18 protein-coding genes and 4 tRNA genes are annotated in these 18,751 nt (G+C 55.7%); 11 read left to right on the forward strand and 11 right to left on the reverse strand.

Features of this window, described 5'->3' with window-relative positions:
• Positions 1–36: 36 nt before the first annotated feature.
• Positions 37–1,452 carry a glutamate--tRNA ligase gene (gene gltX / locus ELK40_RS16390; protein ID WP_127731880.1) on the reverse strand — a complete coding sequence of 472 codons (1,416 nt, stop codon included), beginning with the start codon at positions 1,450–1,452 and terminating at the stop codon, positions 37–39.
• 258 nt (positions 1,453–1,710) lie between these two features.
• Between gltX and ELK40_RS16395 the strand changes: the two genes are divergently transcribed.
• The 5 genes from ELK40_RS16395 (at position 1,711) to ELK40_RS16415 (ending at position 2,606) form a co-directional block, all read left to right on the forward strand.
• Positions 1,711–1,786 (forward strand) — tRNA-Val (locus ELK40_RS16395).
• A gap of 41 nt (positions 1,787–1,827) precedes the next feature.
• Positions 1,828–1,903 (forward strand) — tRNA-Val (locus ELK40_RS16400).
• A gap of 29 nt (positions 1,904–1,932) precedes the next feature.
• Positions 1,933–2,008 (forward strand) — tRNA-Val (locus ELK40_RS16405).
• A 4-nt stretch (positions 2,009–2,012) separates the two neighbouring features.
• Positions 2,013–2,088, forward strand: a tRNA-Lys gene (locus tag ELK40_RS16410).
• Between the two features lie 179 nt (positions 2,089–2,267).
• Positions 2,268–2,606 (forward strand): FlxA-like family protein, encoded by a 339-nt coding sequence (locus ELK40_RS16415; RefSeq protein WP_111965208.1) that lies wholly within the window; start codon positions 2,268–2,270, stop codon positions 2,604–2,606.
• Here the strand turns inward: ELK40_RS16415 and ELK40_RS16420 are convergent.
• Positions 2,597–3,538, reverse strand: a complete 942-nt coding sequence (locus ELK40_RS16420; protein WP_127731882.1) for a LysR family transcriptional regulator — start codon at positions 3,536–3,538, stop codon at positions 2,597–2,599. The genes ELK40_RS16415 and ELK40_RS16420 overlap by 10 nt on opposite strands.
• Positions 3,539–3,627: 89 nt before the next feature.
• Between ELK40_RS16420 and ELK40_RS16425 the strand changes: the two genes are divergently transcribed.
• A complete protein-coding gene (locus ELK40_RS16425; protein WP_111965206.1) occupies positions 3,628–4,623 on the forward strand; it encodes a bile acid:sodium symporter family protein in 996 nt (331 codons plus the stop codon).
• 1 nt (position 4,624) lies between these two features.
• Here the strand turns inward: ELK40_RS16425 and ELK40_RS16430 are convergent, their stop codons facing one another.
• From ELK40_RS16430 to zipA, 3 genes are all read right to left on the reverse strand, one after another.
• Positions 4,625–4,840 (reverse strand): DUF3820 family protein, encoded by a 216-nt coding sequence (locus ELK40_RS16430; protein WP_003861328.1) that lies wholly within the window; start codon positions 4,838–4,840, stop codon positions 4,625–4,627.
• A 1-nt stretch (position 4,841) separates the two neighbouring features.
• A complete protein-coding gene (gene ligA / locus ELK40_RS16435) occupies positions 4,842–6,857 on the reverse strand; it encodes an NAD-dependent DNA ligase LigA (protein WP_127731884.1) in 2,016 nt (671 codons plus the stop codon).
• A gap of 69 nt (positions 6,858–6,926) precedes the next feature.
• Entirely contained in the window at positions 6,927–7,928 is a 1,002-nt protein-coding gene (gene zipA, locus ELK40_RS16440; protein ID WP_127731886.1) for a cell division protein ZipA, read from the reverse strand.
• Between the two features lie 230 nt (positions 7,929–8,158).
• Here zipA and cysZ point away from each other — a divergent pair, with 230 nt between their 5' ends.
• The 5 genes from cysZ (at position 8,159) to crr (ending at position 12,952) form a co-directional block, all read left to right on the forward strand.
• Positions 8,159–8,920, forward strand: coding sequence for a sulfate transporter CysZ (gene cysZ / locus ELK40_RS16445; protein ID WP_111965203.1), 762 nt, complete (start codon positions 8,159–8,161; stop codon positions 8,918–8,920).
• 163 nt (positions 8,921–9,083) lie between these two features.
• Positions 9,084–10,055: a cysteine synthase A gene (gene cysK, locus ELK40_RS16450; protein ID WP_014884739.1), complete on the forward strand. Its 972-nt coding sequence runs from the start codon at positions 9,084–9,086 to the stop codon at positions 10,053–10,055.
• 317 nt (positions 10,056–10,372) lie between these two features.
• Positions 10,373–10,630 carry a phosphocarrier protein Hpr gene (gene ptsH, locus ELK40_RS16465; RefSeq protein WP_045909449.1) on the forward strand — a complete coding sequence of 86 codons (258 nt, stop codon included), beginning with the start codon at positions 10,373–10,375 and terminating at the stop codon, positions 10,628–10,630.
• 44 nt (positions 10,631–10,674) lie between these two features.
• Positions 10,675–12,402, forward strand: coding sequence for a phosphoenolpyruvate-protein phosphotransferase PtsI (ptsI, locus tag ELK40_RS16470; RefSeq protein ID WP_023332954.1), 1,728 nt, complete (start codon positions 10,675–10,677; stop codon positions 12,400–12,402).
• A 40-nt stretch (positions 12,403–12,442) separates the two neighbouring features.
• Positions 12,443–12,952, forward strand: coding sequence for a PTS glucose transporter subunit IIA (gene crr, locus ELK40_RS16475; protein WP_003861316.1), 510 nt, complete (start codon positions 12,443–12,445; stop codon positions 12,950–12,952).
• Between the two features lie 45 nt (positions 12,953–12,997).
• On the opposite strand, the gene pdxK is transcribed toward crr, so the two are convergent.
• The 6 genes from pdxK to ELK40_RS16505 form a co-directional block, all read right to left on the reverse strand.
• Positions 12,998–13,834, reverse strand: a complete 837-nt coding sequence (gene pdxK / locus ELK40_RS16480; RefSeq protein WP_115875954.1) for a pyridoxine/pyridoxal/pyridoxamine kinase — start codon at positions 13,832–13,834, stop codon at positions 12,998–13,000.
• A 5-nt stretch (positions 13,835–13,839) separates the two neighbouring features.
• A complete protein-coding gene (gene cysM, locus ELK40_RS16485) occupies positions 13,840–14,751 on the reverse strand; it encodes a cysteine synthase CysM (RefSeq protein WP_115875955.1) in 912 nt (303 codons plus the stop codon).
• Positions 14,752–14,869: 118 nt separating this feature from the next.
• Positions 14,870–15,964, reverse strand: a complete 1,095-nt coding sequence (gene cysA, locus ELK40_RS16490; RefSeq protein WP_008501607.1) for a sulfate/thiosulfate ABC transporter ATP-binding protein CysA — start codon at positions 15,962–15,964, stop codon at positions 14,870–14,872.
• Positions 15,954–16,829, reverse strand: a complete 876-nt coding sequence (cysW, locus tag ELK40_RS16495; RefSeq protein WP_045325891.1) for a sulfate/thiosulfate ABC transporter permease CysW — start codon at positions 16,827–16,829, stop codon at positions 15,954–15,956. Before cysW ends, cysA begins: the two co-directional genes overlap by 11 nt.
• Complete coding sequence (cysT, locus tag ELK40_RS16500) at positions 16,829–17,662, reverse strand: sulfate/thiosulfate ABC transporter permease CysT (protein WP_004123378.1); 834 nt, start codon at positions 17,660–17,662, stop codon at positions 16,829–16,831. Before cysT ends, cysW begins: the two co-directional genes overlap by 1 nt.
• On the reverse strand, positions 17,662–18,675 hold the full coding sequence (locus ELK40_RS16505) for a sulfate ABC transporter substrate-binding protein (protein WP_127731888.1): 1,014 nt from the start codon (positions 18,673–18,675) through the stop codon (positions 17,662–17,664). Before ELK40_RS16505 ends, cysT begins: the two co-directional genes overlap by 1 nt.
• Positions 18,676–18,751 lie beyond the last annotated feature (76 nt).

The following is an 18,751-nucleotide window of genomic DNA, read 5'->3' on the forward strand; positions in this document are numbered from 1 at the left end:
CAGGTTCCCCTGCCGTTTGTTTTATCTGAGACGTTATTACTGCTGATTTTCTCGTTCAGCGATAAAGTCCAGCGCCTTGTTAATGCGCGAAACGCTGCGTGATTTGCCGATGGCATGAACCGTTACGTCCAGCGCCGGAGACTGACCCGCACCGGTCACCGCAACGCGCAGTGGCATACCGACTTTACCCATGCCGATTTCCAGCTCGTCCGCCGTCGCCTGAATGGCGTGATGCACATTCTCAGCGGTCCATTCGGTGAGCGCAGCCAGCTTGTCACGCACCACTTCCAGCGGCTGACGCGCAACCGGACGGAGGTGTTTCTTCGCGGCGTCCGCGTCGAACTCAGCAAACTCTTCATAGAAGTAGCGGCAGCTTTCAGCAATCTCTTTCAGAGTTTTGCAGCGCTCGCCGAGCAGTTTCACCAGATCCGCCAGCTCAGGGCCAGTGCGGGTATCAATATTTGCCTGCTCAATGTGCCACTGCAGGTAAGTCGCTACATATTCTGGCTGCATGGTATTGATGTAGTGATGGTTCAGCCACTGGAGCTTGTCGGTATTAAACGCGCTCGCTGATTTGCTGACAGAGCTCAGAGAGAACAGTTCGATCATCTCTTCACGGCTGAAGATCTCCTGGTCACCGTGAGCCCAGCCCAGACGCACCAGATAGTTCAGCAGCGCTTCTGGCAGATAACCGTCGTCGCGATACTGCATGACGCTGACCGCGCCGTGACGTTTAGACAGCTTTTTCCCGTCGTCGCCGTTGATCATGGAGACGTGCGCATAAACAGGCACAGGGGCGTTCAGCGCCTTCAGGATGTTGATCTGACGTGGCGTGTTGTTGATGTGGTCTTCACCACGGACAACGTGAGTAATTTCCATATCCCAGTCGTCAACCACCACGCAGAAGTTGTAGGTTGGGGAACCATCGGTGCGGCGGATGATCAGATCGTCCAGCTCCTGGTTGCTGAATTCGATCGGGCCACGGATCTGGTCGTCAAAGATCACAGACCCCTCTTGCGGGTTAGCAAAACGCACAACGCAAGGCTCATCAGCAGCATGCTCGCTGTGGTCATGGCGGCAGCGGCCGTCATAACGCGGCTTTTCACCATTCGCCATCTGCTCTTCGCGCAGCGCATCCAGACGCTCTTTGGAGCAATAGCACTTATACGCCGTGCCCGCGACCAGCATTTCATCAATGACGGCGTTATAGCGGTCAAAGCGTTTGGTCTGGAAATAAGGGCCTTCGTCCCATTCCAGATTCAGCCAGTTCATCCCATCCATAATGGCTTCAATTGCTTCCGGCGTGGAGCGCTCAAGATCGGTGTCTTCAATACGCAGCACGAACTCACCTTTGTTGTGGCGTGCGAAAAGCCAGGAATAGAGAGCGGTACGTGCACCACCGACGTGCAGATAGCCTGTCGGGCTCGGCGCGAAGCGAGTTTTGATTTTCATGAAATGGCCTTACGTTATAAAGATGCCGGCAATCGGCAAATCCTGGGGAAAAAACGATGGGCAATATTCTATCACTGTGGGGGGATTCCTCAATGTTGATCCCTTTATCGTGACCGAGTTTGCGATTTTTGTTTAGAAATCATGCGCCACAGCCCGTTTCGCGATCGTTTTGCTTAATTTTACGACGAACGAATAAAAACTTTAGAAAATGCGTTGACTCATTTTCAACTCTCCCTATAATGCGACTCCACACAGCGGGGGTGATTAGCTCAGTTGGTAGAGCATCTCCTTTACACGGAGGGGGTCGGCGGTTCGAGCCCGTCATCACCCACCATCTACTTCGGTAGACCCGCAGTGTAGATAAGAATTGAGATTGGGCGATTAGCTCAGTTGGTAGAGCATCTCCTTTACACGGAGGGGGTCGGCGGTTCGAGCCCGTCATCGCCCACCATTCTCACCTTATCGCAGCAGTTCCGAAATGGGCGATTAGCTCAGTTGGTAGAGCATCTCCTTTACACGGAGGGGGTCGGCGGTTCGAGCCCGTCATCGCCCACCATTTCGGGTCGTTAGCTCAGTTGGTAGAGCAGTTGACTTTTAATCAATTGGTCGCAGGTTCGAATCCTGCACGACCCACCAATGTAAAAAGGCGCCCTAAAGGCGCCTTTTTGCTATCCGCAGTTTGTCTACTTCCCTGCCTTCAACGTCGCAATCAATACTGATTGTGTATCGATGCAACTCCCTGCCAGATATGGCAGTTTTTCTCAAGCTAATCCCATTGGTGCCGATACCTCTGTTTTATAACGCGAGGAAAAAGTATGACGACCATTCAGGCTTCAACCCAACAGATTCAAACCAGCGGCGCGAGTGGAACTTCGAGCAGTAACGATATCTCTGCGCAAATCACCCGCATTCTCGACAAGATTAAAAAACTGACCCAGCAGTTAAAAGAGCTGTCGAACAGCCCCATCAGCACCGACGAGAAGAAAAAGCAGCAGGAACTTATTCAGACCCAGCTCAAAGTGCTGCAGGCTCAGCTCGCGGCGCTGCAGCGCCAGCAGGCCGAAGAGGCCCAGAAGAAGCAGGAACAAAAACTGGGCAAAGTGGAAGGTGTGAATAGCCCGTCAGACAATAATCAGATTGATATCTACATCTGATCTTCTGATGCGTTAAACAGTGGGTCGCGTATGCGGGCTTCGGTTAATCGTTGTGCCTGGATACGCACCACTTCCCAGATAGCCTGCGCCGCCCCCGAGAGTGAACGATTTTTTCGCCGCACCAGCATCAGCTTTCGCTCGACAACGGGTGTTAATCGCCTGACGGCCAGTCTGCTTCCCTGCGGCAGGGGGAGCGCCAGGGCGGGCAATACGCTGATACCAATGCCGGCTTCCACCATGGGAAACAGCGTCGCCGGGTGACCAATCTCCTGCACGATTGTTGCCTTTACGCCCTGATTCAACAGCGCGGAATCAATCAACGGACGGCTGCCCGAGGCATAATCCTGTAATACCAGATTCGCGCGCTGCAGGGACTGCCAGCTGACCTCCGGCAACGAGGCCAGCGGATCGTCGTCACGGCAGAGCAGCAAAAAAGGCTCAGAGAGTACGCTTTCGCACGCCAGATCGCTTGCCTGACCGGGATCGATAACAATACCAAAATCGACATCCCCCTGGCGGATGCTTTCCAGCACCCACTGTTGCGGCCTGTCATGCAGCACAAAATCAATGTCCGGGTAGCGATGGCTTCCCTCGGCAATACACTGAGGTATAAGGTGAGCGGATATCGTCTGGCTGGCCGCGACCCGCACGGTACCCGAAAGCTGCTGGCCAAGCCTCCCAACGTCTCTGAGCGTTCTGTTGAGCTCATCCAGCAACCGTTCAAGGCGCAGAGCGAGCTGCTGCCCCGCTTCGGTCAGCACCACTTCACGCGTGGTTCGGTCAAGTAACCGGACGCCAGTCTGATTTTCCAGCTCTTTCACGCTGTGGCTAACCGCCGACTGGCTCAGGCCAATCATCTCCCCTGCCCGGCTAAAGCTACGAGCCTGCGCCACGGTGACAAAAACACGAAGCTGACGGAGTGAATAATTCATCTTTTTAATTCATGAATGGATGCAATAAATCAATTTTATTTCTCAAATGAAAAAAAGCACAATAGCGTCATCTGTTTTCAGGAGTCATTATGAAACTATTTCGTATTGTTGATCCGTTTACGCTCACCCTGGTAGTTACCGTTTTACTGGCCTCTTTCTTCCCCGCACGCGGCGGTTTCGTTCCGTTTTTTGAAGGGCTGACGACGGCCGCCATCGCGCTACTGTTCTTTATGCACGGCGCAAAGCTCTCCCGCGAAGCCATTATCGCGGGCGGTAGCCACTGGCGACTACACCTGTGGGTGATGTGCAGCACGTTCATTCTGTTTCCGATCCTCGGGGTGCTGTTTGCCTGGTGGGCGCCGGTTAACGTCGACCCGGCGCTTTACACCGGTTTCCTGTATCTCTGTATTCTTCCAGCCACGGTGCAGTCCGCCATTGCCTTTACCTCTCTCGCGGGAGGGAACGTGGCGGCCGCGGTCTGCTCGGCATCGGCATCCAGCCTGTTAGGGATTTTCGTTTCGCCGCTGCTGGTAGGCCTGCTGATGAACATGCACGGTGCGGAAGGTAACCTTGAGCAGGTGGGCAAAATCTGTCTGCAGCTGCTGCTGCCGTTTGTGCTGGGGCATCTTTCCCGACCGTGGACCGGCGCGTTTGTGGCGAAGCATAAAAAATGGATTTCAAAAACCGACCAGACCTCGATTCTGCTGGTGGTTTACTCCGCCTTCAGCGAAGCGGTCGTAAACGGGATCTGGCACAAGGTGGGGGCAGGCTCGCTGCTGTTTATCGTGGTGGTCAGCATCGTCCTGCTGGCGATTGTTATTGCCGTTAACGTCTTTGTGGCACGCAAATGCGGCTTCAACAAAGCGGATGAAATTACGATCGTATTCTGCGGTTCGAAAAAGAGCCTGGCGAACGGCATCCCGATGGCCAACATTCTGTTCCCGACCTCGGTGATTGGGATGATGGTGCTGCCGCTGATGATTTTCCACCAGATCCAACTGATGGTCTGCGCGGTGCTGGCGCGTCGCTACAAGCGCCAGACCGAAAAGCTGGCGCAGGAAGAGACCCGCGCCGCGAAGGCTTAAGTTAAGGACGTTTCAGGGGCTGCACCAGCTGAGTCAGCCCCTCGGTTTTGATCAGTAACGTGATAGCCATCAGCTCGCCCAGTCGCCCTGCCGGGAATTCATCCTTACGGGCAAACCACAGCAGATACTCCTCCGGCAAATCAATCAGCCTGCGGCCCTTGTATTTACCGAACGGCATCTCGGTATTGGCGATCTCAACGAGCTGCTCTTTCTCCACGTTACTCTCCTAACAGACGCATCATTTCCACTTCGTCGATAACCTCAATGCCGAGCTCCTGGGCTTTCGCCAGCTTCGAACCCGCCGCTTCACCGGCGATCACCAGGTCGGTTTTCTTCGACACGCTGCCCGCCACTTTTGCCCCCAGCGCCACCAGACGCGCTTTTGCATCGTCGCGTGAAAGCTGGCTCAGGCTGCCGGTCAGCACCACCGTTTTACCGGCGAACGGGCTGTCGATCTCTTCAGCGTTAACCACCACCGGCGCGGGCCATTTAATGCCCTCTTCCAGCAGTTCGCCGATGACGTTACGGTTGCTCTCTTCGGCGAAGAAGTTAAAGACGTGCGTGGCGACGACAATACCTACGTCCGGGACTTTCTGCAGCTCCTCGATGCTCGCCTTTTCCAGCGCCTCCAGCGTACCAAAGTATGCTGCCAGACCTGCTGCGGTTGCTTCACCCACTTCACGAATGCCCAGCGCGTAGAGGAAACGGGCGAAAGTCGTCTCTTTTGCGGCTTCCAGCGCGTTAACCACATTCTGGGCAGACTTTGGTCCCATGCGGTCCAGACCGGTCAGTTTACCAGCGGTCAACCTGAAGAGGTCCGCTGGCGTGTGGACGTACTCTTTCTCAACCAGCTGATCGATAATCTTGTCGCCCATGCCGTCAACGTCCATTGCGCGACGGGAGACGAAGTGCTTCAGTGACTCTTTACGCTGCGCGCCACAGATTAAGCCACCCGTACAGCGCGCCACCGCTTCACCTTCCACACGCTCAACGTCAGAACCGCACACCGGGCAATGGGTTGGGAAGACAACCTCGCGCGTATCGTCAGGACGTTCTGACTCCACAACGTTAACCACCTGCGGGATCACGTCCCCTGCGCGGCGAATCACCACTTTGTCACCAATGCGAAGGCCCAGGCGTTCGATTTCATCGGCGTTGTGCAGCGTGGCGTTACTCACCAGCACGCCCGCCACCTGCACTGGTTCCAGACGGGCGACCGGTGTAATAGCCCCCGTTCGACCGACCTGGAACTCCACGTCGCGAACGAAGGTCATCTGCTCCTGGGCAGGGAACTTAAACGCCACCGCCCAGCGCGGCGCGCGCGCCACAAAGCCCAGCTGCTCCTGCAGCACCAGTGAATTCACCTTGATGACGACGCCATCAATATCAAAACCGAGCGTCGGACGGTCCTCTTCAACCTTGTGGTAGAACGCCAGCACCGCTTCCGGCGAGTCGCAGAGCTGAACGCGGTTGCTCACCGGCAGGCCCCACGCTTTAAACTGCAGCAGGCGTCCAAGGTGCGTATCCGGCAGCTCGCCGCCCTCAAGAATACCCACACCGTAGCAGAAGAAAGTAAGCGGTCGCTTCGCGGTAATACGTGGGTCGAGCTGGCGCAGCGAGCCCGCCGCCGCATTACGCGGGTTAGCAAACACTTTCCCGCCGGTGCGACGAGCCTCTTCGTTAATTTTCTCGAAGCCCGCCTGCGGCAGGAACACTTCGCCGCGCACTTCCAGACGTGCAGGAATGTTGTCACCCTGCAGCCTCAGAGGGATCGCGCGGATGGTACGCACGTTGGTGGTGATGTCTTCGCCCGTCGTGCCGTCGCCACGCGTCGCGGCACGCACCAGCACGCCGTTTTCATAGAGAAGACTGACCGCCAGGCCATCCAGCTTCAGCTCGCAGCACCAGGTGAGAGAGTCGCTGCTTTTCAGGCGATCCTGCACGCGCTTGTTAAACGCGAGGAAGCTCTCTTCATCGAAGACGTTATCCAGCGACAGCATCGGCACTTCATGACGCACCTGGCTGAAAGCGCCCAGCGGCTCAGCGCCGACGCGCTGGGTGGGGGAATCCGGCGTGATGAGTTCAGGATGCTGCGCCTCTAGTTCGCGCAGCTCGCGCATCAGGCGGTCATACTCCGCATCCGGCACTTCCGGCGCGTCCATAACATGATAGAGGTATTCATGATGGCGAAGCGTGGTTCGCAGTTCAGTGAGTTGTTGTTCGATTGAGTCCATATCGCACCATCAATGAGAAAAAACCCCCGACATGCGGGGGTTGAGGAGGAGTTGAAGTCAACGCGGCGATTACGCGTTAGCTTCCTTAACTTCGCGGATGCGGTCCTGATACTCGCGCAATTTCTGCGGGGTCATCATTCGACGCTGATCGTCGAGCACCACGCCACCGACTTCGTCAGCGATGTGCTGAGCGGACTGCAGCATCAGCTTAAAGTTTTGCAGTTCATCACCGTAGGACGGCACCTGCATAAAGATAGTGACGCCCGGGGTAACGAAATCACCGGTCATTTCCGGATCGAAGGTGCCAGGGTTAACCATGTTGGCCAGGCTGAACAGCGCCGGACCGCTACCGTCAGGGCTCAGGTGGCGATGGAAAATATTCATATCGCCAAACTTGAAGCCTGCCTGTTGAATACTGTTAAGCAGCACATCGCCATTGAGATGGCTACCGTGATGCGCGGCCACGTTCATGATGATCACCGCTTCTTTACGCTGCGGTTTTTCAACAACCGGCTCTGGCTCTGGCTCTGCAACGGGCTCAGGCTCAACGTGCGGGGCCGGAGCAGGCTGAGGCGCAGGCTGTACGTGAACAGGCTGCTGCGGTTGTTGTACTGGCTGAGCAGGTTGTTGATGCACGGGCTGCTGAACCGGTTGCTGTACCGGTTGCTGTTGAACCGGCTGTGGCGCAGCAGGCTGCTGATAGACAGGCTGTTGCGGCGGCTGGCGCACCGGCTCTTCCACAGGCTGCGGCGCTGGCTGGCGCGGCTGTGCAGAAGCATACGGCGGTTGATACTGGTGCTGCGAAGGACGAGGCGCTTCATGCTCCCCATGGCCTGCGCCGGGCGCAGTATTGACCCGATGAACACGAACTTCACCCACGCCGTCGTCATCGCTACCGTCGATGTCATCTTCACTGTCATCGTCGTCACGACTGGACTTCATGCGCTTCAGTGGGCGATCGCGAAACATCGAGGAACGCTCTTTACGGCTGGTCCAGAAACCATGTACCAGTAAAGCGATTATGGCGATCGCGCCAACAATGATTAATATCAGACGCAAATCCTGCATCATTATATTCTCTGTTGTTCTAACACCTTGCCACCACGGCAAACATTTACTCACTAAGAGTATTTGCCGTTTACGTCAAGTGCAAGTGTGTGCAGAGCATTCACAGCATAAAGATGAAGGAAATCGTGCTTTTTGCTGGTTTTTCGAACATTTCCGAACTGGTCATTGCTCAGTAAGTGGATAATATAGGCGGGCAATTCCACTGGTTGTGTAAAAAGGAGTACAGCCTGGCTATGGTTTCAACATCTTCTTCCCCCCCGCGCAGCGGCGTCTGGTATTTTTCTCAGGGCTGGAAACTGGTCTCCCTGCCGGGGATTCGACGCTTCGTCATTCTGCCGCTGTTGATCAACATTATTCTTATGGGCGGCGCGTTCTGGTGGCTGTTTACAAAGCTGGAGAGCTGGATCCCGTCGCTGATGAGTTACGTGCCGGACTGGCTGCAGTGGCTTAACTACCTGCTCTGGCCGGTGGCGGTGATCTCCGTGCTGCTGGTGTTTGGCTACTTCTTCTCGACAATTGCAAACTGGATAGCCGCACCGTTTAACGGTCTGCTGGCGGAACAGCTGGAAGCGCGGCTTACCGGTGCGACGCCGCCGGACACAGGGATATGGGGGATCATGAAAGACCTCCCTCGCATTATGAAGCGCGAATGGCAGAAGTTTGCCTGGTACCTGCCCCGCGCGCTCGTGCTGCTTATCCTCTATTTTGTGCCAGGCATTGGCCAGACCGTGGCACCAGTGCTGTGGTTCCTGTTCAGCGCCTGGATGCTGGCCATTCAGTACTGCGACTATCCTTTCGATAACCACAAGGTACCGTTTAAAGAGATGCGCACCGCCCTGCGCAGCCAGAAGGTCGCCAATATGCAGTTTGGCGCACTGACCAGCCTGTTCACCATGATTCCCTTCCTGAATCTGTTCATCATGCCCGTCGCCGTTTGCGGCGCGACGGCGATGTGGGTCGACTGCTACCGTGCTAAGCACGCGTTATGGAAATAATGCAAAAATGTGTAAAGCAGGGGTGGCTTATGCCGCCCCTTATTCCATACTGATCCCCATTATTTCCTTGCAGTATATAGATATGCGAATTCCTTACTTCCCCCTACCTGCTCAACAGGTATGCTGGGTCGGTATCCCAATTTCATACAGTTAAGGACAGGCCATGAGTAAGATTTATGAAGACAACTCGCTGACTATCGGTCATACGCCCCTGGTTCGACTGAACCGTATCGGTAATGGACGCATCCTGGCGAAGGTCGAATCACGTAACCCGAGCTTCAGCGTTAAATGCCGTATCGGTGCAAACATGATTTGGGATGCTGAAAAACGTGGCGTACTGAAGCCTGGCGTTGAGCTGGTGGAACCAACCAGCGGTAACACCGGTATTGCTCTGGCCTATGTTGCTGCTGCGCGCGGCTACAAGCTGACGCTGACTATGCCAGAAACGATGAGCATCGAGCGTCGTAAGCTGCTTAAAGCGCTTGGCGCGAACCTGGTGCTGACCGAAGGCGCGAAGGGCATGAAGGGCGCCATTCAGAAAGCCGAAGAGATTGTGGCCAGCGATCCGGCGAAATATCTGCTGCTGCAGCAGTTCAGCAACCCGGCAAATCCGGAAATTCACGAGAAGACCACCGGTCCGGAAATCTGGGAAGATACCGACGGCCAGGTTGACGTCTTTATCTCCGGCGTGGGTACCGGCGGTACGCTGACCGGCGTGTCACGCTATATTAAAGGCACAAAGGGTAAAAAAGACCTGATCACCGTTGCCGTTGAGCCGACTGACTCACCGGTTATCACCCAGGCCCTGGCCGGTGAAGAGCTCAAACCAGGCCCGCATAAAATCCAGGGTATTGGCGCAGGCTTCATTCCGGGCAACCTGGATCTGAAGCTGATCGATAAAGTGGTCACCATCACTAACGAAGAGGCCATCTCTACCGCGCGTCGCCTGATGGATGAAGAAGGCATTCTGGCGGGTATCTCTTCCGGTGCGGCCGTTGCGGCAGCGCTCAAGCTGCAGGAAGACGAAGCCTTTACCAATAAGAATATTGTGGTTATCCTTCCGTCCTCGGGTGAGCGTTACTTGAGCACCGCACTGTTTGCCGATCTGTTTACCGAAAAAGAGCTGCAACAGTAGTGCCAGCATGTTAATAACGCGTAAAAAAGCACCTTTTCAGGTGCTTTTTTGTGGCCTGCTTCAAACTTTTACCCCTCCTGGCATTGCTTCACCCCGTTGGGTCTGGTATTTAAACCAGCAATTATTTTGATGCGTGAAATTAATCGGTGAATGAAATAGCCTTGCTGAATCGATTTTATGATTTGGTTCAAGTCTTGCTTTCGCTGCATAATGTTTAATGACGATCGAAACGTCAGCGCTAACAATACAGGCTAAAGTTCAGTCGCCAGGCTAGACTTTAGTTCCACAACACTAAACCTATAAGTTGGGGAAATACAATGTTCCAGCAAGAAGTTACCATTACCGCTCCGAACGGTCTGCACACCCGCCCTGCTGCTCAGTTTGTTAAAGAAGCAAAAGGCTTTTCTTCTGAAATCACTGTGACTTCCAACGGCAAAAGCGCGAGCGCAAAAAGCCTGTTCAAACTGCAGACTCTGGGCCTGACTCAGGGCACCGTTGTCACCATCTCTGCGGAAGGTGAAGACGAGCAGAAAGCAGTTGAGCATCTGGTAAAACTGATGGCTGAGCTCGAGTAAGTTTCCGGGTTCTTTTAAATATCAGTCACAAGTAAGGTAGGGTTATGATTTCAGGCATTTTAGCATCCCCGGGTATCGCTTTCGGCAAAGCACTGCTGCTGAAAGAAGACGAGATCGTCATCGACCGGAAAAAAATTTCTGCCGACAAGGTTGATCAGGAAGTTGAACGTTTTCTGAGCGGTCGTGCCAAGGCATCTGCGCAACTGGAAGCAATCAAAACTAAAGCTGGCGAAACTTTCGGTGAAGAAAAAGAAGCCATCTTCGAAGGGCACATCATGCTGCTCGAAGATGAGGAGCTGGAGCAGGAAATCATAGCCCTGATTAAAGATAAAGGCATGACGGCCGACGCGGCTGCGCATGAAGTTATCGAAGGTCAGGCAACTGCCCTGGAAGAACTGGATGATGAATACCTGAAAGAGCGTGCGGCTGACGTACGTGACATCGGTAAGCGCCTGCTGCGCAACATCCTGGGTCTGGCCATTATCGACCTGAGCGCAATTCAGGATGAAGTGATCCTGGTTGCCGCGGACCTCACCCCGTCTGAAACCGCACAGCTGAACCTGAAAAAGGTCCTCGGTTTCATCACCGACGCGGGTGGCCGTACCTCCCACACCTCTATCATGGCGCGCTCTCTGGAACTGCCTGCCATCGTGGGTACCGGTAGCGTCACCTCTCAGGTGAAAAACGGCGACTATCTGATTCTGGATGCCGTAAACAATCTGGTTTACGTCAACCCAACTAATGAAGAGATCGATAAACTGCGCGCGGTTCAGGAGCAGGTTGCGACTGAAAAAGCGGAACTCGCTAAGCTGAAAGACCTGCCAGCTATCACCCTGGACGGCCATCAGGTTGAAGTGTGCGCAAACATCGGTACCGTCCGCGACGTTGATGGCGCTGAGCGCAACGGTGCGGAAGGCGTAGGTCTCTATCGTACAGAATTCCTGTTCATGGACCGCGACGCGCTGCCAACGGAAGAAGAGCAGTTTGCTGCCTATAAAGCCGTGGCTGAAGCGTGTGGCTCTCAGGCGGTTATCGTCCGTACTATGGACATTGGTGGCGACAAAGAGCTGCCGTACATGAACTTCCCGAAAGAAGAGAACCCGTTCCTGGGCTGGCGTGCGATTCGTATCGCGATGGATCGTAAAGAGATCCTGCGTGACCAGGTTCGCGCGATCCTGCGTGCCTCTGCTTTCGGTAAACTGCGCATCATGTTCCCGATGATCATCTCTGTTGAAGAAGTGCGTGCACTGAAGAAAGAGATCGAAATTTACAAGCAGGAACTGCGCGACGAAGGTAAAGCGTTTGACGAGTCAATCGAGATCGGCGTAATGGTGGAAACACCTGCGGCGGCGACTATTGCGCGTCATTTAGCCAAAGAAGTTGATTTCTTTAGTATCGGCACCAATGATTTAACGCAGTACACCCTGGCAGTTGACCGTGGTAATGATATGATTTCACATCTCTACCAGCCAATGTCACCGTCCGTACTGAACTTGATCAAGCAAGTTATTGATGCTTCTCATGCAGAAGGTAAATGGACTGGCATGTGTGGTGAGCTTGCAGGCGACGAACGTGCTACACTTCTGTTGCTGGGTATGGGTCTGGACGAATTCTCTATGAGCGCCATTTCCATCCCGCGCATTAAGAAGATTATCCGTAACACGAACTTCGAAGATGCGAAGGTGTTAGCAGAGCAGGCTCTTGCTCAACCGACAACGGACGAGTTAATGACGCTGGTTAACAAGTTCATTGAAGAAAAAACAATCTGCTAATCCACGAGATGCGGCCCAAATTACTGCTTAGGAGAAGATCATGGGTTTGTTCGATAAACTGAAATCTCTGGTTTCTGATGATAAGAAAGACTCCGGAACTATTGAGATTGTTGCTCCGCTCTCCGGCGAGATCGTCAACATCGAAGACGTGCCGGATGTAGTGTTTGCTGAGAAAATCGTTGGTGATGGCATTGCTATCAAACCAACTGGCAACAAAATGGTTGCTCCAGTTGACGGCACCATCGGTAAAATTTTTGAAACCAACCATGCGTTCTCTATCGAATCTGATAGCGGTATCGAACTGTTCGTTCACTTCGGTATCGACACCGTTGAACTGAAAGGCGAAGGCTTCAAACGTATCGCGGAAGAAGGCCAGCGTGTTAAAGTTGGCGACCCGGTGATTGAATTCGATCTGCCACTGCTGGAAGAAAAAGCCAAGTCTACCCTGACGCCGGTAGTTATCTCCAACATGGACGAAATCAAAGAACTGATCAAACTGTCTGGCAGCGTCACCGTGGGTGAAACCCCGGTTATCCGCATCAAGAAGTAATTCTTGCCCGCACAGAAAAATGGCGCCTTCGGGCGCCATTTTTGTTTATGCCGGGAGGATAAGCTCGTCGTAGCCTTTCGACTGGGTATAGAGCATCACGTCCGTCACCCGATCGCCGGCCATGCGAATGGCATCTGCAACGGTTTTCCCCTCTACAATTCCGCTCACCAGCTCTGAACAGAACAGGTCGCCCGTCCCTTTCAGATCGGTTTCTACGCGCGGGTGCGCGCTGACGGTCACGCCATCGCGGGTGACCAGCACCACGTGGATGTTTTGCGGGTCGTCAGCGACCGGCGCGCTGGTAATCGCCACCCATTTCAGGCTGTCAGAGAGCAGTCCCTGTGCCGCCGCGATGGCGCTTTCCGGCGTGCGGCACGGTTTGCCGCTTAACACTTCCAGCTCGTAGACGTTTGGCGTAATCCCCTGCGCCAGCGGCAGCAGGTGCTCCCGATACGCCTGCGGGATATCCGGCTTCACGTACATCCCGCTGTCGATATCGCCAATAACCGGGTCGACCAGCACCAGCAGATCAGGATGCTGAGCTTTGACCGCCTTCAGCCACTGCGCCAGCAGGACGATCTGGCTGGCATTTCCCATATAGCCGGTGGTAACCGCCTTAAGCTCGCGCAGGATCTCGCGCTCTTCCAGCGCCTTCAGGTAGCCGCTGAACCACTCATCGGGGATCACGCCACCATAGAAGGTGTCATAGTGTGGCGTGTTGCTGAACAGTACCGTTGGCACGGCGGTGACGTTCAGCCTGTGGGTTCGAATATTAGGAACCGCAATGCTGTTACCCACGCTCCCGTACACCACCTGCGACTGTACCGCGACAATATCAGTTTGCTGCGCCCGGGTATTATCCCGGAATAGAATCATCTCCATGACGCTTAAATCCCCGCCCCCTGCGAATAACTCTCTTCACCAAAGACGCCGGTAGACAGATAGCGATCGCCTCGATCGCAAATAATCGCCACCACCACAGCGCCCGGGTTTGCCTGCGCTACCCGAATCGCGCCCGCTACCGCGCCGCCCGAGCTGACGCCGCAGAAGATACCTTCGCGTACGGCCAGCTCACGCATGGTATTTTCCGCCTCGCGCTGGTGAAGATCCAGCACCTGGTCCACAAGCTGCGCATTAAAGATGCCGGGCATATACTCCGCCGGCCAGCGGCGAATGCCCGGAATGCTGCTCCCCTCTTCCGGCTGCAGGCCCACAATGGTGACGGCTTTGTCCTGCTCGCGCAGAAAACGCGATACGCCGGTAATGGTGCCGGTGGTGCCCATGCTGGAGACAAAATGGGTGATTCGCCCGTCGGTTTGCTGCCAGATTTCCGGGCCGGTGGTGGTGTAGTGCGCGTACGGGTTGTCCGGGTTATTAAACTGATCGAGCAGTTTACCTTCGCCGCGCTCGGCCATTTCTAACGCCAGGTCGCGCGCGCCTTCCATCCCCTGCTCTTTGGTCACCAGAATCAGCTCGGCCCCGTAGGCACGCATCGCGGCGCGGCGCTCCTGGCTCATGTTGTCAGGCATCAGCAGCTTCATGCGGTAGCCTTTCAGCGCCGCAATCATCGCCAGGGCGATACCGGTGTTACCGCTGGTGGCTTCAATCAGTACGTCGCCCGGCTTAATCTCGCCGCGCTTTTCAGCCTGGACAATCATCGACAGCGCGGCACGATCTTTTACCGACCCCGCCGGGTTATTGCCTTCGAGTTTGACCCAGATTTCGCTGCCGTTAGCCGGCCCCATGCGCTGAAGTTTGACCAGAGGGGTGTTGCCGATGGTGTGTTCGAGTGTATTCACGTTTTTTACTCAATAAAAAAGCCGGGTGGCGTTTCGCTTACCCGGCCTACAAGACGCAGTGATAACTGTAGGCCCGGTAAGCGCAGCGCCACCGGGCGATAAACATCCTAATAACCTATCAGGCTGACTCCGCCAGAGCAATATCCTCGCGCGTCTCGATGCGCTCCTTCCCGTGATAAATCCGGGCATGCTGCAGCCCGACAAACAGGCGCTCCCCCCGGTGCGGCGGGACATCGTCGCGCATGACCACGGTCAGCGGCTCGGTATACCAGCCCAGCGGCTGTACCACCAGTTGGGTGTAGTGACCTTTAGGGCTCGCTTCCAGCACCTGCACCGGCAGCGGTGAATCCAGGCTGGTTCGGCGGCTCACGTCCACTTCCCACGGACGCAGGAACAGATCGACCGGGCCCTGGTGCGCGGAGGTATAGCCCAGCGGCCAGCGGTGCGCGCCCACGTGGAACTGACCGCCGCGAATAGTGCCCTGCAGACGGTTCACCTCGCCCATAAACTCCAGCACGAAGCGGGTCGCCGGTTCACGCCAGAGCTGCTCCGGTTCGTCAACCTGCTCAATGTTGCCCTGGCTCATGACCACCACGCGATCCGCAACTTCCATCGCCTCTTCCTGATCGTGGGTCACGAAGACGCTGGTGAATTTCAGCTCTTCATGGAGCTGACGCAGCCAGCGGCGCAGCTCTTTACGCACCTGCGCATCCAGCGCGCCGAAGGGCTCATCCAGCAGCAGAATTTGCGGTTCAACGGCCAGCGCGCGAGCCAGCGCCACGCGCTGTTTCTGCCCGCCGGACAGCTGGGCCGGGAAACGATCCGCCAGGTGAGCCAGCTGCACCATCTCCAGCAGTTTGGTCACCTTCGCCTTAATGGTTGCCGCATCCGGGCGCTCGCGACGCGGCAGCACGGTAAGCCCAAACGCGATGTTGTCAAACACGGTCATGTGGCGGAACAGCGCGTAATGCTGGAACACAAAACCCACTTTACGATCGCGGGCGTGCAGGCGGCTCACGTCGGTGCCGTGGAAGCGGATGTGCCCGCTGGTCTGGTGCTCAAGCCCGGCGATAATACGCAGCAGCGTGGTTTTGCCCGAGCCGGACGGCCCCAGCAGCGCCACCATTTGTCCGGAAGGGATATCCAGCGAGATATCATTCAGCACCTGGGTGCGACCAAAAGACTTCTTAATATTGGCAATCTCAATGCTCATGATTTCCCTCCTGATGCTGACGTTTTTCCTGATTTTCTAAACGCCACTGCACCACACTCTTCAAAAACAGGGTCAAAATGGCCATCAGCGTCAATAACGCTGCGGCAGTAAACGAGCCGATGGTGTTGTAGTCCTGCTGCAGCAGTTCAATCTGCAGCGGCAGCGACAGGGTTTCACCCCGGATAGAGCCGGAAACAACGGAAACGGCACCGAACTCGCCAATCGCGCGGGCGTTGGTCAGCACCACGCCATAAAGCAACGCCCAGCGGATGTTCGGCAGCGTCACGCGGCGGAACATTTGCCAGCCCGAAGCCCCCAGCAGCACCGCCGCTTCGTCTTCGTTGCTCCCCTGGCTTAACATCACCGGCACCAGCTCGCGCACCACAAACGGGCAGGTCACGAAGATGGTGACCAGCACCATGCCCGGCCAGGCGAACATTATCTGCAGGTTATGCGCATCCAGCCAGCCGCCCAGTGGGCCGTTGGAGCCGTAAAAGAGCAGGTACACCAGGCCCGCCACCACCGGCGACACGGCAAACGGAATATCCAGCAGGGTCAGCAGCAGCTGACGTCCGGGGAAGTTAAAGCGCGTCACCAGCCACGCCAGCAGGGTCCCGAACACCAGGTTCACCGGGACGGTGATCAGGGCAATCAGCACGGTGAGCCAGATGGCATGGAGCATATCCGGGTTCGCCAGGTTTTCCAGCGCGGGCATCAGACCCTTGCTGAACGCCTGAACGAAAATATAAATCGTCGGCACGACGAGAATGAGGGCGGAAACCAGCACGCCCGCCCCAATCAGAAACCATTTACCCCAGTTGATGCGGGGCGCATCGTATCGCTTCAATTGCGTAACTTCCGCCATCAGTGACCTACCACACGTCGACCAAAGCGACTTTGCAGAGTGTTAATCGAGTACAGCAGCAGCAGCGAGGCGGCGAGGATCACCGAAGCAATCGCGCTCGCCGCCGGATAATCAAACTCCTGCAGGCGGATGAAAATCATCAGCGAGGTCACTTCCGTTTTCCAGGCGATGTTCCCGGCGATAAAAATCACCGCGCCGAACTCACCGAGGCTGCGGGTAAACGACAGCGCGACACCTGCCATCAGCGCTGGAGAGAGCTCCGGCAGCACCACCTTGCGGAAGCTCTGCCAGCGCGTGGCGCCCAGCGTTTCCGCCGCTTCTTCGTATTCCGGACCCAACTCTTCCAGCACCGGCTGCACGGTACGTACCACAAACGGGATGCTGGTGAAGGCCATCGCCACCGCGATACCGAGCCAGGTGTAGGTTACTTTGATATCAAATTTCGCCAGCCACTCGCCGTACAGCCCGTTTACAGAGAAGAGCGACGCGAGGGTCAAACCCGCCACCGCCGTCGGCAGCGCAAACGGCAGATCCATCAGGGCGTCAAGCAGCGTGCGGCCCGGGAAGCGATAGCGGGTCAGGATCCACGCCATCAGCAGGCCAAACACGCCGTTAAAAATGGAGGCGACAAACGCCGACAGCAGCGTCACCTTATAGGCCGCCACCACCTGCGGGTTGGTGACCACGTCCCAGTACTGCGCCCAGCTCATCTGAGCAAGCTGCATCACCAGCGCGCTGAGCGGCAACAGCAGGATCAGGCAGACGAACAGCAGGCTGGTCCCGAGGCTTAAGGTAAAGCCCGGCAGGACGCGTTTTGTCGAAACTGCAAACATTACTTATGCCCCGCCGCCAGCAGTTTGTCTAACTCACCGCCGCTGGCAAAATGCGTTTTCATCACATCAGGCCAGGAGCCGAAATGATCTTCGACGCGGAACAAATCGGTCTGCGGGAACTTATCTTTCAGCTTGTTCATTACGTCCGGGTTGTTTACGCGGTAGTAGTAATCGGTAATGATGGTCTGCGCCTGAGGGCTGTACAGGTAGTTGAGATAGGCTTTTGCCGCTTTCTCGGTACCGTTCGCCTGCACGTTTTTATCCACCCATGCGACCGGGAACTCGGCCAGAATGTTGGTTTTCGGGATAACCACCTCAAAGCCCTGCGCTTCATACTGCTTGCGGATGTTATTCACTTCCGATTCAAAGCTGATCAGAACATCGCCGAGACCTCGCTCCGCGAAGGTCGTTGTCGCCCCGCGGCCGCCGGTATCAAATACTTCGACGTTTTTCAGGAACTGGGTCATGAACTGCTCGGTTTTGGCTTTATCGTTACCGTCAGCCTTGTCCGCCGCGCCCCACGCGGCTAAATAGGTATAACGCGCGTTACCGGAGGTTTTTGGGTTCGGGAAAATCAGCTTCACGTCGGAACGCACCAGGTCGCTCCAGTCGTGGATATTCTTCGGGTTGCCCTTACGCACCAGGAAGCCCATGGTGGAGTAGAACGGCGAGCTATTGTTCGGCAGTCGGCTCTGCCAGTCCGCCGGGATGAGGTTGCCTTTGTCGTGCAGGATCTGCACGTCAGTCACCTGGTTGTAGGTCACCACATCCGCTTTCAGGCCCTGCAAAATCGCCAGCGCCTGCTTGGACGAGCCGGCATGGGACTGCTTGATGGTCAGCTTGTCGCCGTTATTGTCTTTCGCCCACTGCTGTTCGAACGGGGGATTAAGGGCGGCAAACAGCTCGCGGGAGACGTCATACGAACTGTTTAACAGTTCAGTCGCCTGCGCCTGTGCCACCAGCAGTAAACCTGCCAGCGCCAGAGTTCCTTTTTTCAGTACAGTAACGGCCATTGCGCACCCTTATAAATGTGATGACTATCTTATAGTCATAATATTTATAACGGGGATGAAAGGAGTAACGGTTTTA

This window comes from Enterobacter sp. N18-03635 (assembly GCF_004006055.1).
Taxonomy (GTDB): domain Bacteria; phylum Pseudomonadota; class Gammaproteobacteria; order Enterobacterales; family Enterobacteriaceae; genus Enterobacter; species Enterobacter vonholyi.